13 protein-coding genes are annotated in these 16,034 nt (G+C 70.6%); 11 read left to right on the forward strand and 2 right to left on the reverse strand.

Features of this window, described 5'->3' with window-relative positions; all coding sequences use genetic code 11:
• Window positions 1-30 precede the first annotated feature (30 nt).
• From EIM47_RS09245 to EIM47_RS09255, 3 genes are all read left to right on the forward strand, one after another.
• Window positions 31-1,254 carry a formimidoylglutamate deiminase gene (locus tag EIM47_RS09245; RefSeq protein WP_125076722.1) on the forward strand — a complete coding sequence of 408 codons (1,224 nt, stop codon included), beginning with the start codon at window positions 31-33 and terminating at the stop codon, window positions 1,252-1,254.
• 315 nt (window positions 1,255-1,569) lie between these two features.
• Entirely contained in the window at window positions 1,570-2,793 is a 1,224-nt protein-coding gene (locus tag EIM47_RS09250) for a histidine kinase (RefSeq protein WP_232211018.1), read from the forward strand.
• Window positions 2,790-3,566 (forward strand): LytTR family DNA-binding domain-containing protein, encoded by a 777-nt coding sequence (locus EIM47_RS09255; RefSeq protein WP_125076723.1) that lies wholly within the window; start codon window positions 2,790-2,792, stop codon window positions 3,564-3,566. The genes EIM47_RS09250 and EIM47_RS09255 overlap by 4 nt, the downstream gene beginning before the upstream one ends.
• A 40-nt stretch (window positions 3,567-3,606) precedes the next feature.
• Here the strand turns inward: EIM47_RS09255 and trxA are convergent, their stop codons facing one another.
• Window positions 3,607-4,464 (reverse strand): thioredoxin, encoded by an 858-nt coding sequence (gene trxA / locus EIM47_RS09260; protein WP_125076724.1) that lies wholly within the window; start codon window positions 4,462-4,464, stop codon window positions 3,607-3,609.
• Between the two features lie 192 nt (window positions 4,465-4,656).
• On the opposite strand from trxA, the gene EIM47_RS09265 reads away from it, so the two are divergent.
• Entirely contained in the window at window positions 4,657-5,274 is a 618-nt protein-coding gene (locus EIM47_RS09265; RefSeq protein ID WP_125076725.1) for a DUF998 domain-containing protein, read from the forward strand.
• 82 nt (window positions 5,275-5,356) lie between these two features.
• Here the strand turns inward: EIM47_RS09265 and EIM47_RS09270 are convergent, their stop codons facing one another.
• The gene (locus EIM47_RS09270; protein WP_240626194.1) at window positions 5,357-5,539 is read right to left on the reverse strand and encodes a PQ-loop domain-containing transporter; all 183 of its coding nucleotides are present in this window, start codon (window positions 5,537-5,539) and stop codon (window positions 5,357-5,359) included.
• Window positions 5,540-5,790: 251 nt separating this feature from the next.
• On the opposite strand from EIM47_RS09270, the gene leuS reads away from it, so the two are divergent.
• From leuS to EIM47_RS09305, 7 genes are all read left to right on the forward strand, one after another.
• Window positions 5,791-8,442 (forward strand): leucine--tRNA ligase, encoded by a 2,652-nt coding sequence (leuS, locus tag EIM47_RS09275; protein ID WP_125076726.1) that lies wholly within the window; start codon window positions 5,791-5,793, stop codon window positions 8,440-8,442.
• A gap of 339 nt (window positions 8,443-8,781) precedes the next feature.
• Window positions 8,782-9,411 carry an LPS assembly lipoprotein LptE gene (lptE, locus tag EIM47_RS09280; RefSeq protein WP_125076727.1) on the forward strand — a complete coding sequence of 210 codons (630 nt, stop codon included), beginning with the start codon at window positions 8,782-8,784 and terminating at the stop codon, window positions 9,409-9,411.
• 25 nt (window positions 9,412-9,436) lie between these two features.
• A complete protein-coding gene (gene holA, locus EIM47_RS09285; RefSeq protein WP_019399781.1) occupies window positions 9,437-10,474 on the forward strand; it encodes a DNA polymerase III subunit delta in 1,038 nt (345 codons plus the stop codon).
• Between the two features lie 11 nt (window positions 10,475-10,485).
• Window positions 10,486-11,157 (forward strand): nicotinate-nucleotide adenylyltransferase, encoded by a 672-nt coding sequence (gene nadD, locus EIM47_RS09290; RefSeq protein WP_125076728.1) that lies wholly within the window; start codon window positions 10,486-10,488, stop codon window positions 11,155-11,157.
• Window positions 11,158-11,228: 71 nt separating this feature from the next.
• Complete coding sequence (gene rsfS / locus EIM47_RS09295) at window positions 11,229-11,642, forward strand: ribosome silencing factor (protein WP_125076729.1); 414 nt, start codon at window positions 11,229-11,231, stop codon at window positions 11,640-11,642.
• A 405-nt stretch (window positions 11,643-12,047) separates the two neighbouring features.
• Window positions 12,048-12,518, forward strand: coding sequence for a 23S rRNA (pseudouridine(1915)-N(3))-methyltransferase RlmH (gene rlmH / locus EIM47_RS09300; protein WP_019399784.1), 471 nt, complete (start codon window positions 12,048-12,050; stop codon window positions 12,516-12,518).
• A gap of 383 nt (window positions 12,519-12,901) precedes the next feature.
• Window positions 12,902-15,979, forward strand: coding sequence for a TonB-dependent receptor (locus EIM47_RS09305; protein ID WP_240626195.1), 3,078 nt, complete (start codon window positions 12,902-12,904; stop codon window positions 15,977-15,979).
• The last annotated feature ends 55 nt before the right edge of the window (window positions 15,980-16,034 follow it).

The raw sequence follows: 16,034 nt of genomic DNA on the forward strand, positions 1-16,034 counted from the left end.
GGCCCGCGGTCCGCCGGGCACAATGCGTCCATGCCCGATCGCCACTCCTTCGCCCTGGCCGGCATCGCCAACCTGCATTCGCACGCCTTCCAGCGGGCGATGGCCGGGCTGGCCGAGCACCGCACCCATCCGCAGGACAGCTTCTGGACCTGGCGCGAGCTGATGTACCGCTTCGCCGCGCGCATGGATCCGGACAGCACCTACGCCGTGGCCGCGCAGCTGTACGCGGAGATGCTGGAGGCCGGCTACACCACGGTGTGCGAGTTCCACTACGTGCACCACCAGCCCGACGGCACGCCCTACGCCGATCCGGCGGCGATGTCGCGCGCGCTCGTCGCCGCTGCGCGCGATGCCGGCATCCGCCTGACCCTGCTGCCGGTGCTGTACATGAGCGGCGGCTTCGCCGGCGAGCCACTGTCGCCGCGGCAACGGCGCTTCGCCCACGACGTGGACGGCTTCCTGCGCCTGCTGGAGGCGCTGCGCCCGCTGCAGGACGACATGCTGTGCGTCGGCTGCGCCTTCCACAGCCTGCGCGCGGTGCCGGAGGACGCCATGCGCGCGGTGCTGGCGGCGCTGCCGGCGGACGCGCGCATCCACCTGCACATCGCCGAGCAGGTGCCCGAAGTCGAGGCCAGCCTGGCGGTGCGCGGCGAGCGTCCGGTGGAATGGCTGCTGCGCCGCTTCCCGGTGGACCGGCGCTGGACCCTGGTCCACGCCACCCACCTGGACGCCGGGGAGGTGCAGGGCATCGCCGCCAGCGGCGCCACCGTGGCGATCTGCCCGACCACCGAGGCCAACCTCGGCGACGGGCTGTTCCCGCTGCGCGAATACCTGGATGCCGGCGGCCGCTGGGGCATCGGCTCGGATTCGCACGTGTCGGTGTCGCCGGTGGAGGAGCTGCGCTGGCTGGAATACGGCCAGCGGCTCTGCGCGCGGCGCCGCAACATCGTCGCCAGCGTGGACCACCCGCGCGTCGGCGCCAGCCTGCTGGCCGGGGTGGCCGCCAGTGCGGCCGATGCCACCGGCTTCGCGGATACCTCCGGCGACCTCGTCCTGCTCGATGCCGGCGCCGCGCAGCTGGCCGGGGCCACGCCGGACGACCTGGCCGACCGCTGGCTGTTCGCCGGCAACCGCCCGCTGGTGGCCGAGACCCGGGTGGCGGGCCAGGTGCGTGTGCGCGCCGGCCGCCACGTGGACGCGGATGCGATCGCCGCGCGCTACCGCAAGGCGCTGGCGGGCCTGCTGGCCGGCTGAGCGCCCGCGCCGCGCAGGCGGGCATTCGTCGCGCCTGCGGCCGCGTCCGTCGCAGGCGTGCACGGGCCCGGCCTGGACGCCGATCATGGCGGCACCCAGGACAGCAGGGAATGCCTGCATGGACACCCTTGCCGCATCGGCCCGGCCATGTCCCGTGCGCACCTGGCGGAACGGGGCATGCGCTGGCGCCACGCCGCGCATGCTGTCCCGCCGGCGGCCGCACGCGGATGGACGTGGCCCGGCGCCTGGCGCCGCCGCGGGCCATGCCGGCGGCGCTGCTGTGCAATGCCGGCGACCGTCGAGGAAAGCCACGGGATGAAAACCGACGCGGACTATCCGCTGCAGCAGGTCCTGCCGCCGGAGGTGCTGGTGGGCAGCCACGCGGCCTGGGGCCACTACCGCCAGTACCCGGTGTTCAGCCGGCCCTGGCTGCTCGGGCGCGCCTGGCTGTTCTGCGGGATGAGTGCGCTGCTTGCCACGCTGACCGGGACCGTGACCGGGCTGAGCACGCGCGATGGCTGGTTCGGGCTGTATTACGCCGCGGTCCAGTTCGCCTTCTTCTGCCTGTTCACCATGCTGGCACCGGTAATGGCCACCTGGGTGCGCCATCGTGGCTGGCCGGCGCGGCGCGAACGCCGGGCGGTGGTGGCGGCGGTCCTCCTTGGCATCGCGCTTGGCGTCGCAGTGGACATCGTGGTTTCGGCCCACATCAGGGAACTGGTCCACGCGCATGGCCTGCAGCGGACCCCACCGCCGGACCTGGGGCCGGTGCTCAACGCGGCCCGCAGCTTCCTCGAGCTGATCGGGCTGGCCATCCTGCATGCCCTGTTGGGTGGTGGCCTGGCGCTGCCGGCGTATTTCAGCGAGCGCCGGCGCTGGGAAGAGCACCGCCACGCGCGCGAGCTGGAGGCGATGGCCGCGCGCGTGCGCGAGGCCGACCTGCGCCTGGGCGTGCTGCAGGCCCAGGTCGAGCCGCACTTCCTGTTCAACACCCTGGCCTCGGTGCGCGCGCTGGTGCGCCAGGATCCGGCCCAGGCCGAGGCCGCCCTGGACGCGCTGGTCGCGTTCCTGCGCACGGCCATCCCGCGCCTGCGCGACGACCACCGGCTGCTTTCGACCCTCGGCCAGCAGCTGGACATCTGCACCAGCTACCTGGCGGTGATGCAGGTGCGCACGGGCGGCCGCCTTTCATGGACGGTGCGCGTGGAGGAGGCGCTGCGCGGCCTGCCGTTCCCGCCGGCGCTGCTGATCACCCTGGTGGAGAACGCGGTCAAGCACGGCATCGAGCCCAGGCCAGGGCCGGGACGGGTGGAGATCGACGCTTCGGCCGAGGGCGGGGACCTGGTGGTCCGCGTCCTCGACGACGGCGCCGGCCTCAAGCCCGGCCTTGGCAGCGGCATGGGCCTGGCCAATGTGCGCGAACAACTGGCACACCGTTTCGGCCGCCGGGCATCGCTGCGGTTGCAGCCGCGCGAGGGCGGCGGCGTGGTCGCCATGATCGCGCTGGAGCGTTCGGCACTGGAGGAGGCAGGGACGTGAGCACGGGAAAGGTGGTTGGCCTGGTGGCCGAGGACGAGGCGCCGCAGCGGCGCGCGCTGGTCGAACAGTTGCGCCTGGCCTGGCCGGAACTGGAGCTGGCGGCGGTGTGCGAGGACGGCGAGGCGGCGCTGGACGCGGTGGCCGCGCACCGGCCGCAGGTCGCGTTCCTGGACATCCGCATGCCCGGCGCCAGCGGCATGGACGTGGCGCGTGCGGTGGCCGGCCATGGCGGCCTGGTGGTGTTCACCACCGCCTACGACGATTACGCGGTGCGCGCGTTCGAGGCCGGCGCCGCCCACTACCTGCTCAAGCCGCTGCAGCCGCGACGCCTGGAACAGGCGGTGGCGCGGCTGCGGCAGCGGCTGCAGGAGCGCGCCGCGGGCGGCGGCCCCGACCTGCAGGCGCTGCTGGACGGACTGGAGGCGCGCCTGCGCCCGCGCGGCGGGCAGCTGATCCGCTGGATCACCGCCAGCGTCGGCGACAGCGTGCGCATGATCGGCATCGACGAGGTGCTGTTCTTCCAGGCGCAGGACAAGTACGTGCGCGTGGCTACCGCCGGCGGCAACGCGCTGATCCGCACGCCGCTGAAGGAACTGCTGATGGGGCTGGACCCGGACGTCTTCTGGCAGGTGCACCGCGGCGTGGTGGTCCGGGTCGCGGCGATCGACCGCCTGCTGCGCAACGAACTGGGGCGCCACGGCCTGCGGCTGAAGGGCCATCCCGAGGTGCTGCCGGTCAGCGGCGCGTTCCTGCACCGCTTCCGCGGGATGTGAGGCGGCCGGCGCGGCGGCGGTGCCGCGCCGGCGGCATGGATCAGAACAGCAGCGAGGCCATCCTGCGGCGGTACTGGCCGACCAGGTCTTCGTCCTCGACCACGCGGAAGGCATCGATCAGCGCCTTCTTCGCCAGGCCGTCCTGGTAGTCGCGGCCGCGGCGCAGCAGCTCCAGCAGGTTCTCCAGGCCGGCGGCCGAATCGCCGCCGACCAGCTGGTGCACGGCCAGCAGGTGGCGGGCGGCGTGGTCGTCCGGGTCGGCGGCCACGGCCCGTTCCAGGGCGGCCTGTGCCGGCGCGTCCTTGAGCAGGGCGGCGAAACCCAGGCGCGCGCGGGCGCGCACCGCACGGTCGTCGGCGGCCAGGTTGGCCGGCAGCGCGTCCAGCAGCTTGCCGGCCTCGTCCGCCGCGCCGGTGCGCAGCAGGGCCAGGGCCAGGTCGAGCTTCAGCTCTTCCTTGTCCGGTTCGGCCTGCACCGCCTGGCGCAGGCGCAGCACTTCCTCGTGCGGATCCAGCGGCGCGGCGTCGGCTTCGGCGGCCTCGGCGCCGGCCAGCGGCTGGATGCCGTGCTGCTGCAGGAACTGGCGCAGCTGGCCTTCCGGAAGCGCGCCCTGGAACGCGTCCACCGGCTGCCCGCCGACCAGCAGGAACACGGTCGGCACCGAGCGGATCTGGAACGCGGCGGCGATCTGCTGCTGCTGGTCCACGTCGACCTTGGCCAGCACGAAGGCGCCACCGTACTCGCCGGCCAGCTTTTCCAGGATCGGGCCCAGCGACTTGCACGGCCCGCACCAGGTCGCCCAGAAATCGACCAGCACCGGCACCTGCAGCGATTTCTGCAGCACCTCGGTCTCGAAGTTGTCGGTGGTGACGTCGACGACGTGGGGGAGATTGGACATTGCGGGCATCCGGATCGGGAAAGTGGACAGATGGGGCCGCGACCGTGGCTTGCAAGGGCGCGACGCACGCCGGGGTTGCAGTCTAGCGGCCTGGCGGCGGAGCATGGCCGGCCCGCCACGGCCCCGCGCAAGCCCCATGTCACGTTTCCTCCCGTTGCCGTCCGCGTTTCCCGCACGCGCCGGGGGCGCCGCGTGAGCGCGCCATCGGCGCGGATGCGCATCGCGGCCGCGGTCGCGGCGGCCCTGGCCTGTGTGGCGGCGGCAGTGCTCGCCGCGGCGTGCCTGGACGGTTATTCGCATCTGGTCCACCCGCTTGGCCTGCTGGGCGCGCGCCAGCTCGGCGGCGCCGGCCTGGCGTTCGGGCTGGCCGCCTACGTGGCACCGGGCCTGGCCCAGGCCTGGCAGGTGCTGCGCCTGCGCGCCGGCCTGCCGCCCGGATCGCGCCTGCTGGCCGGGATCGGCCTGCAGCTGCTGCTGGTCGGGGCGCTGGCGTTCGCCGCCCAGGGACTGTTGCGGCTGGACCTGGAGGCGCTGGATGCGGGTGCCAGCCGCTGGCACCCGCTCGCCTGGCTGGCCTGGGTACTGGGCTTCGTACTGGGTGGCGGCGCGCTTGCCCTGGGGCTGCGCGGGGTCCGCGGTGCCGGCCGCCTGGCCCCGGTCTCCCTGGGCGCGGCGGTGCTGGTACTGGCCGGCGCCTTCCTGCTGGGCGACTGGATCGGTCCGGCCCTGGCCCAGCGCCTGGCCATCCTCGGCTGGTTGGGCTGGGGCGTGGCCGCGGCGGCCCAGCCGCGGCTGGGCACGGCCGGCTGAACCCAGGCCGCGGCTCAGCCGTGCCGCAGCTTCAGCGCCAGGATCAGCAGCGCCAGCACCAGGGTGACCACGTTCGACAGGATCATCGGCCACGAGCCGAGCACGATCCGTAGGCCAGCCAGAAGCACAGGCCCACGGTGAACACCACGTACATGCCCAGGCAAATGCCGCGGGTGTCGCGGCTGCGCAGGGTCTTCAGCGCCTGCGGCACGAAGGCCACCGTGGTCAGGGTCGCGGCCACGAAGCCCAGCCAGTGCCCGCTCACGCCCGCTCTCCGGCACGCGGGAGCGGGGGGCGCGCGCCCGCGCCGGAAACCCTGAATACGGGAGCCGTGCGGCGGGGGCGGGAGGGCGGGAACCGGGTCGGCATGTCCGGGGCCTTGGTGGTGGCTGGACGATGGTAGCCGGCGCTGCCGGGAAGGGGCTTCCGCGCCCGGGGCGGCAGGCGTTCCGGGTGGAGCCGGATGCTGCACTGCGGTACCCTTGCGGACTTTGCCGCAGCCGCCGCGAACTGCAAATGTCCGCCGTCCCCGAAAACGTCTCCGCCTACGATCCCAAGCCGGTCGAATCCGCCGCCCAGGCGTTCTGGGAAGCGACGCGCGCCTTTGAGGTGGACGAGTCCTCCGACAAGCCCAAGTACTACTGCCTGTCGATGCTGCCGTACCCGTCCGGTGCGCTGCACATGGGCCACGTGCGCAACTACACCATCGGCGACGTGATCAGCCGCTACAAGCGCATGACCGGCCACAACGTGCTGCAGCCGATGGGCTGGGACGCGTTCGGCCTGCCGGCGGAAAACGCGGCGATCAAGAACAAGGTCGCCCCGGCTAAATGGACCTACAGGAACATCGAGCACATGCGCGCCCAGCTGAAGTCGCTGGGTTACGCCATCGACTGGTCGCGCGAGTTCGCCACCTGCACGCCCGAGTACTACGTGCACGAGCAGCGCATGTTCGTGCGCCTGATGCGCAAGGGCCTGGCCTACCGCAAGAACGCGGTGGTCAACTGGGACCCGGTGGACCAGACCGTGCTGGCCAACGAGCAGGTGATCGACGGCCGCGGCTGGCGCTCCGGCGCGCTGGTGGAGAAGCGCGAGATCCCGCAGTGGTTCCTGCGCATCACCGACTACGCCCAGGAGCTGCTGGACGGCCTGGACGAGCTGCCGGGCTGGCCGGAGGCGGTCAAGACCATGCAGCGCAACTGGATCGGCCGCTCCGAGGGCCTGGAGATCCAGTTCGAGGTGGTCGACGCGGCCGGCGCGGCGCTGGAGCCGATCCGGGTGTTCACCACCCGCCCGGACACGCTGATGGGCGTGACCTTCGTTTCCATCGCCGGCGAGCATCCGCTGGCGGTCAAGGCCGCCGCCGCCAATCCGGCGCTGGCGGCGTTCCTGGATGAGCTCAAGCGCGGCAGCGTCTCCGAGGTCGACATCGAGACCCAGGAAAAGCGCGGCATGGACACCGGCCTGAAGGCGGTGCACCCGGTCACCGGCGAGCAGGTGCCGATCTGGGTCGCCAACTTCGTGCTGATGGGCTACGGCACCGGCGCGGTGATGGCCGTGCCCGGCCACGACCAGCGCGACTTCGAGTTCGCCAGCAAGTACGGCCTGCCCAAGGTGCAGGTGATCCGCCTCAAGTCGCCGCGCAACGAGGACGAGGCGACCTGGGATGCGCAGGCCTGGCGCGACTGGTACGGCGACAAGACCCGGGAGGACCTGGAGCTGGTCAATTCCGGCGAGTTCGACGGCCTGGACTACCGCGGCGCGTTCGAGGCCCTGGCCGAGCGCTTCGAGCGCCAGGGCCGCGGCCAGCGCCGGGTCAACTACCGCCTGCGCGACTGGGGCGTGAGCCGCCAGCGCTACTGGGGCTGCCCGATCCCGGTGATCTACTGCGACAAGTGCGGCGCGGTGCCGGTGCCGGAGGACCAGCTGCCGGTGCTGCTGCCGGAGGACGTGGAGTTCACCGGCGTCGGCTCGCCGATCAAGGCCGATCCCGAATGGCGCAAGTGCAAGTGCCCGGAGTGCGGCGCCGACGCCGAGCGCGAGACCGACACCTTCGACACCTTCATGGAGTCGAGCTGGTACTACGCACGCTACACCTCGCCCAAGGCGCGGGAGATGGTCGACAAGCGCGGCAACTACTGGCTGCCGGTCGACCAGTACATCGGCGGCATCGAGCACGCGATCCTGCACCTGATGTACTTCCGTTTCTTCCACAAGCTGCTGCGCGATGCGCGCCTGGTGGACAGCGACGAGCCGGCGACCAACCTGCTGACCCAGGGCATGGTCATCGCCGACACCTACTACCGGCAGAACCCGGACGGTTCGAAGGACTGGATCAACCCGGCCGACGTCGACGTGCAGCGCGACGAGCGCGGGCGCGTCACCGGCGCGGTGCTGCGCGCCGACGGCCAGCCGGTGCTGGTCGGCGGCACCGAGAAGATGTCCAAGTCCAAGAACAACGGCGTGGACCCGCAGGCGATGGTCGACAAGTACGGCGCCGATACCGTGCGCCTGTTCTCGATGTTCGCCGCGCCGCCGGAGCAGTCGCTGGAGTGGAACGAGGCCGGCGTGGACGGCATGGCGCGCTTCCTGCGCCGGCTGTGGTCGCAGGTGCAGAAGCACGCCGCCGACGGCCCCGCGCCGGCGCTGGACGTGTCCGCGCTGGATGCCGGGCAGAAGGCGCTGCGGCGCAAGACCCACGAGACCATCGAGAAGGTGGGCCACGACTACGAGGTGCGCCACGCCTTCAACACCGCCATCGCCGCGGTGATGGAGCTGCTCAACGCGGTCTCGAAGTTCGACGACGCCAGCCCGCAGGGCCGCGCCGTGCGCCAGGAGGCGCTGGAGGCGGCGGTGCTGCTGCTCAACCCGATCACCCCGCACGCCAGCCACGCGCTGTGGCAGGTGCTGGGCCACCCGGAGACGCTGCTGGAGGACGTGCCGTTCCCGAAGGCCGACCCGGCGGGGCTGGTGCGCGCCGCGGTGACCCTGGCGGTGCAGGTCAACGGCAAGCTGCGCGGCACCATCGAGGTCGCCGCCGACGCCCCGCGCGACCAGATCGAGGCCCTGGCCAAGGCCGAGCCGAACGCGGCCAAGTACCTGGAAGGCCTGGCCATCCGCAAGGTGATCGTGGTGCCGGGCAAGATCGTGAACATCGTCGCCGCGTAGCGGCGCCGATGTTCACGGCGGGTGCGGCCTGCGGCCGCTTGCCCAAGGTTCCTTGCGGAACCTTGGGCACCGCCGCTGCCATGCTTCCATCCCCCGTGCGCGCTGCGTGCGGACAGCACCCAACCTGGGGGGGAGGTAGCGTCGGTTGTTCCCGCCTGGCGCTGTCGGTGCGGAGGAGCCTTGGCACCCACGCCTTGAACGTCCATCCCCCGATCCGCGCTGCGCGTATTGCATCCGGGTGGCAGTGCCGGCGCCGGTGCTCTCAAGCGGCGTTCACGGGGAATCGGTCAGGCTTCGCGCCTGTTGCCGCCCGTCGCGGCCTCGTCCAGACTTCTCCACATGATTGCGACCGCGTCCCCGCCCGCCCGGGCGCTGCTCTTCCTCGCCACCCTGGCCCTGGCCGGATGCGGCTTCCACCTGCGCGACCGCATCGCCCTGCCCAGCGATGCGCCGCCGGTGCAGGTGTACTCGAGCACCCCGTACAGCTCGCTGGTGACCCTGCTGGAGCGCAACCTGCGCAACGCCGGCGCCAAGGTGGCCGACGAGGGCACCGCCGGGGGCGAGGTGCTGCGCCTGGAAGTGCTGTCCGAGCGCTGGGGCGACCTGCCGATCGCGATCGACGAGCAGGGCCGCGCCCAGGAATTCTCGCTGCGCTACGCCACCGTGTTCACCGCGGTGCTGGGCGACGGCACCGTGCTGGTGCCGCGGCAGTCGGTGGAACTGGCACGCGACTACGTGTCGCCGCCGGAGGACGCCACCGGCACCAGCAGCGAGCGCGAGATCCTGGCCGACGAGCTGCGCCGCGAGATGGCCGCCTCGATCCTGCGCCGGCTCGACAGCGTGGTCCGCGCCGATCCCTCGCGCGCGCGCCCGGTGCGTGCGCCGGAGGCCACGCCGGCCGCGCCCGTGCCGGGCGAAGCCGGGGCGACGGAAGAGGGGCCCGCCTCCCTCGACGCCCCGGTGCGGTGAATCCGATGCAGCCAGGCCCGGCCCGATGGAGCTGAAGCCCGAACAGCTGGTCGCGCATGTGGGCAAGCAGCCGCTGCAGCCGGCCTATCTGGTCGCAGGCCCGGAAACCCTGCACGTGCTGGAAGCCGCCGACGCGGTGCGCGCGCGCGCGCGCGCCGAGGGCGCCGAGCGCGAGGTGTTCGAGGCCGAGGGCCGCGAGCCGGACTGGGATGCGCTATCGGCCAGCTTCGACGCGCCCGGCCTGTTCGCCTCGCGCCGCCTGCTGGAACTGCGCCTGCCCAATGGCAAGCCGGGCAAGACCGGTTCGGAAGTCATCATGGCCTTCTGCGCCAACCCGCCGCCGGACGTAACCCTGCTGATCGTGGCCAACGAATGGAGCAAGGCGCACCAGGGCAAGTGGTACGAAGCGGTCGCCAGGCACGGCGTGGTCTCCATCGCCTGGGCGCTCAAGCCGCACGAGTTGCCGGGCTGGATCGAGCGCCGGCTGCGCGACCGCGGCCTGCGCGCCAGCCCCGAGGCGGTCCAGGGCCTGGCCGAGCGGGTGGAGGGCAACCTGCTGGCTGCCGCGCAGGAGATCGACAAGCTGGCGCTGCTGGCACCGGGCGCGACCCTTGACCTGGACACGATGGAATCGCTGGTGGCCGACGCCGCCCGCTACGACGTGTTCCGCCTGGTCGAGACCGCGCTGTCCGGCCAGGCGGCGCAGGTGCGGCGCATGCTGGCCGGCTTGCGCGCCGAGGGCGAGCAGGTGGCCGGGCTGATGCCGGTGGTGATCCGCGAGCTGCTGCGCGCCGCCGCGCTGGCCCGTGCCCAGGCGCGTGGCGCCAACCTCGCTGCGGAAATGAAGTCGCAAGGCCTGTGGGAGGCACGCCAGGCGCCGTTCAAGCGTGCCCTGCAGCGGCACGCCGCGCCGCTGCGCTGGAACCGGTTCGCCGCCTACGCCTCGCGCGTGGACCGCGCGGCCAAGGGCCGCGCCGCCGGCGATCCGTGGCTGCTGCTGGAGCGGCTGCTGCTGGCAATCGCCGATACCCCCGCCACCCGGCTGCTCGCGACCGCCGGGTGAGTCCGCCGGCCATGCTCAGGCTCTGGTACGGCGGCACCTTCGATCCGGTCCATTGCGGCCACCTGGCCATCGCCCGCGCAGCCGCCGACGCGTTCGGCGTGCCGGTGACCCTGGCCCCGGCCGCCGATCCGCCGCACCGCGCCGTGCCCGGCGCCAGCGCCCACCATCGTGCGCGCATGCTCGATGTGGCCGCGGCCGGCGATCGGCGCTTGCGCGTGGACCGGCGCGAGCTGGAGCGCAGTGGCCCGTCCTGGACCATCGACACCCTGCGCGAACTGCGCGTGCTGCACGGCGGAGACGCGCCGCTGGCGCTGCTGCTGGGCGCCGACAGCTTCCGCTCGCTGCCGCAGTGGCACCAGTGGCGGGAGATCCTGTCGCTGGCGCACCTGGTGGTGGCCAGTCGCGGCGACGAGCCGGTCGACCGCGGGCTGCCACCGGAGCTGGCGGCAGCCACCGAAGGGCGCTGGTGCGACTCGCCGGCGGCGCTGGCCGCGGCCGCCGGCGGCCGGATCCTGGCGCTGCGGCAGCCGCTGCATCCGCAGTCGGCCAGCGCGGTGCGAGCCGCGATCGCCGCCGGCGATCCGGGCTGGCAGGGCATGGTGCCGCCGGCAGTGGCCGGCTACATCCTCCGCCACAGCCTGTACGGTGCCGGGCAGGGTGCGCACGGCGTGACGGGTACGTGACGCCGCCGCCGGTATAATCCGCACCCCTGTCGGCCAAGTGCCGGCCATTCCCCAGCTACCTCGAGTCTTCCTTGAACAACCAGGCCCACGTCATCAAGCCCCGGCTGCCCGAGCCGCCCCCTTCCGCCGACAAGCTGCTTGCCGCCGTGCGCGCCGCGGTGGAGGAGATCAAGGCCAAGGACGTCGTGGAGATCGACGTGCGCGGCAAGACCAGCGTGGCCGACCACCTGGTGATCGCCTCGGGTACCTCCACCCGCCACGTGAAGTCCATCGCCGACGAGGTGGTGAAGTTCGCCAAGAAGCTCGGCGCGCAGCCGCTTGGCGTGGAAGGCGAGCGCGAGGCCGAGTGGGTGCTGGTGGACCTGGGCGACGTGATCGTCCACGTCATGCTGCCGCGGGTGCGCGAGTTCTACGCGCTGGAGCGGCTGTGGAGCGTCGGCGACCGGCAGCCGCGCTCGGCCGCGGACGTCGACGACGCCGGCTGATCCAGCACCCGCGCATGCGGGCGGCACCGCACGAAGCAAGGGCCGCGCCTGGGCGCGGCCTTTGCGTTCCTGCGCCGGTGGGCGTCGCGCTCCTGCGTGCAGAAGGCGTGCCCGCGCGTGCGTGGCGCGCTGGTGCGACTGCGGCCCCGCAACCGCCTCGCTGCCGGGCTTGTGCCGGGTTGATCGCCGCCGCTCCTGACGCCCGCCGGCCGCGGGAAGGCGGTGTGACGCAATCGGGCGTGCCGGCCCGCCGCGGCCTCCGCTGCCCCGGCCAGCCGCTCGTTCCCGCCGCGTGACTGGCGCGCGGATCCGGTGGCAGCCAGGGAGCGGGCAGGAGAGGCCGTGCATTGCGCAGGCAGGCGCGGGGCGGCCTGGCTGCGGCCTGGTGGTGCGTATCATGTGCCGATGAAGGCACGTCTGATCGCAACCGGCGAACGCGCTCCCTCCTGGGTGGCCGAGGGTTTCGCCGAGTACCGCAAGCGGCTCTCGCACTGGATGCCGCTGGAACTGGTGGAAGTGGAGCCGGGCCTGCGCGGCAAGGGCCGCGATCCGCAGCGGGCGATCGAGGACGAAGGCCGGCGCGTGCTGGCGGCGCTGCCGAAGAACGCGCACGTGGTCACGCTGGACGTGCCCGGCAAGCCCTGGTCGTCCGAACAGCTGGCCGCGCGCATGGAGCACTGGCGGCAGCAGGGTCGCGACCTGGCGTTCCTGATTGGCGGCCCGGAAGGGCACGCCCCCGAGGTCAGGGCCATGGCCCACGAATCCTGGTCCCTGGGCCCGCTGACCCTGCCGCACATGCTGGTGCGCCTGGTGGTGGCCGAGCAGCTGTACCGCGCCGCGGCCATGCTGGCCAACCACCCCTACCACCGCGCCTGAATACGACCCGGTCCCAGCACCCACCATACGGGGCGTTTCATTAGTTCGTTCTATTTGTGGGACGATCTGTTTCTGGGATGCGCTTGCTAACTCCCTTTGGCTATGAATGCACCTGAATGGGGCTGGACCGGAATTGCTCGCCAAAGGCGCTACAGCGGGCTTTTTGTAGATCGAAACGGGGGCGCATAGCGCACCTTTGTGGTGCTTACAAGACTTCCTTTGCGAGTCAGTAACGTAACTTTAATTTTTATTTGAAATGGTATAGGTTGGGACCGCTGGCGAGGCTTAGCTTCGCGGCCACTGTCCCATAAGCATTTGAATCGAGAGGACTAATGTCTTTTGCAACTAAGGGCGGTGACAGCCGCCGCCGTAACTATATGAAGGTGAGCCTGCTGGCACTGGCGCTGTCCGGTGCTGTGGCCACCATGATCCCGGCCGAACAGGCCTACGCCCAGAGCACCTCGGGCGACATCATCGGTACGCTCGACGCGTCCGCCGGCAAGGTCCAGGTGCGCAACCTGGGTTCGGGCCAGGTCCGCGAGTTCGCCGTTGGTGCCGACGGTCGCTTCCGTGCCCCGGCCCTGCCGGCCGGCCAGTACGAAGTGACCACTTCCGATGGCCGCACCACCGTCGTCACCGTGGTTGCCGGTAAGGCCGTGACCGCCTCGTTCGCCGCCGCCGACGCGACCTCGCTGGACGTCGTCCAGGTCCGCGGCATGGGCTCGGTCAACGGCATCGACCTCACCAGCATCGAGACCCGCACCACCTTCACCGCCGACCAGCTGAACTCGCTGCCGGTGGCCCGCAACGTCACCGCCGTTTCGCTGCTGACCCCGGGCACTGCCGCCAGCAGTGACTACTTCGGCAACGCCTCGTTCGGCGGCGCCTCGGCGGCCGAGAACAGCTACTACGTCAACGGCTTCAACGTCACCAACCTGTACGACAACCTGTCGTTCTCCGAGGTTCCGTACCAGGCGATCGACCAGCTGGACGTGCAGACCGGCGGCTACGGCGCCCGCTACGGCTTCTCCACCGGCGGCGTGACCAGCGTCAACATCAAGCGCGGCACCAACGAGCTGAAGGGCGGCTTCAGCTACACCGTCGTGCCGGATTCGCTGCGCGAGCAGCCCGATCCGGTGATGCTGAGCGACGGCACCATCTTCCGCAGCTACGGCAACAACAAGTCGTCCTCGGACAACCTGAGCTTCTGGGCGAGCGGTCCGCTGATCAAGGATCGCCTGTTCTTCTTCGCCCTGGGTTCGTTCAGCAACCAGGACGTGACCAGCTACGCTGCCCGTGGTAACGGCTACTCGACCTCGCCGACTGCGCCGTACACCACGAACCGCAACACCACCATGTACGACTACAAGTCGCGTCAGCCGTACTGGGTGGCCAAGCTGGACTGGTACGTCAACGACAACAACCACGTCGAGTACACCGGCTTCGACAATACCCGCAAGGGCACCTACAACCGCTACACCGCGACCTACTCCAGCCTGGACGCCGACGCCAGCGTCAGCAAGGGCACCTACCAGGGCAAGGAGATCCTCGAGAACGGTGGCACCACCCACATCCTGAAGTGGACCTCCTACCTCAGCGATGCCCTGACCATGTCGCTGCAGTATGGTCAGATGGACAACACCAACTCTGACTACACGGTCAACGCCGACGGCATCGAGAACAAGTACAGCGGCGACATCAACTCCTCGCCGACCTGCCCGTACGTCCTCGACTACCGTCCGGACAGCTCGAACTTCGGCCAGAACATCGGCTGCGCCACCGTGAGCTCGGTGGACATCTACGGTGGTTCGAACAAGCGCGACGCCGGCCGCATCGACTTCGAGTACCTGGTGGGCGACCACAAGATCTCGTTCGGTTACAGCGACGAGCGCTGGAAGTCGTTCCAGGGCGCCGCCCAGGACGTGTACTACATCACCACGTCCGATTACTTCCTGGGCACCGACGAGTCGGTCGACATCTACAACCAGATCCGCTACTTCAACGGCGGCAGCGTGCAGGTCAACCAGAAGTCCTGGTACATCGAGGACAACTGGAACATCACCGACAACTTCATGCTGTACGCGGGTCTGCGTAACGACTCGTTCGAGAACAAGAACACGAACGGCATCACCTTCGTGAAGCAGGACAACATCTGGCAGCCGCGCGTCGGCTTCACCTGGGATGTCCTGGGCAACGGTGATTCCAAGGTGTTCGGCTCGGTCGGCCGTTACTCCCTGCCGATCGCCGCCAACGTCGCCCTGCGCGCCGCTTCGGCCTCGTACTACACCGACTTCTACTACACCTACACCGGTGGCCTGGATCCGGTGACCAAGGTGCCGGTGAACACCACCGGCAGCTACGCCGACGGTGCGTACAACCTGGTGCACAACGGCGAGGACGGCAGCGTGCCGAATCCGGAAGCCGTGGCCGCCCGCGGCCTGAAGCCCTACACCCAGGACGAGCTGATCCTGGGCTACCAGCAGCGCCTGGATTCGGCCAACGACTTCCTGGACGGCTGGACCCTGGGCATCAAGGGCACCTACCGCCGCGTCGACAACGCCATCGACGACACCTGCGATGCGCGTGCGCTGTACAACGCGGGCGTGGACGCCGGCTACGACCTGTCCAACTGGGAGGACGAGTGGACCGTTCCGGGTGGCATCCCGGGCTGCTACATCTTCAACCCGGGTCGCGACATGACCCTGACCACCGACCTGAACGTCGACGGCAACATCGTCACCGTCACCGTTCCGGGCGCTGCCCTGGGTCCGAAGGCCAAGCGTGACTACAAGGCCATCACCCTGAGCGCGGACAAGGCGACCGAGCGCTGGAACGTCAGCGCCTCGTACACCTGGTCCAAGCTGACCGGTAACCTGGAAGGCCTGGTCAAGAGCACCAACGGTCAGGACGACACCGGCACGACCTCGGACTTCGACTTCGCCGAGCTCATGATCGGTGCCGACGGCTACCTGTTCAACGACCACCGCCACAGCCTGAAGGTGTTCGGTTCGTACTCCTTCACTCCGGAGTGGCAGCTGGGCTTCAACCTGATGGCGCAGTCGGGTTCGCCGATCTCCTGCCTGGGCGGCGGCTACGGCAGCTTCGGCACCGAGTACGGCTACACCGGCGTGTTCCACGTGTGCGATACCGGTGCCAACAACACCGGCGCCAACATGGATCGCGCCGCGGACGACGTGGTCAGCCCGGTGGGTTCCGCCGGCCGCACCCCGTGGGTCGTTACCTTCAGCCCGAGCATCGTGTACAAGCCGCGTTGGGCCGAGGGTCTGCGCCTGAATGTTGACGTGCTGAACCTGTTCAACAACATCAAGCCGGTCCAGGTCTACGAGACCAAGTTCGCTTACAGCGGCGTGGCCTCGTACCGCAACTACTACAACTACGGTGCTGCCAAGTTCTTCAACGATCCGCGCTACGTGCGGTTCCAGGTGCAGTACGACTTCTAATCCGTTCCGGATCTAGAAGGTGCTTCAAGGCCGCCCCCGGAAACGGGGGCGGTTT

Source organism: Pseudoxanthomonas sp. SGT-18, assembly GCF_003931645.1.
GTDB lineage: Bacteria > Pseudomonadota > Gammaproteobacteria > Xanthomonadales > Xanthomonadaceae > Pseudoxanthomonas.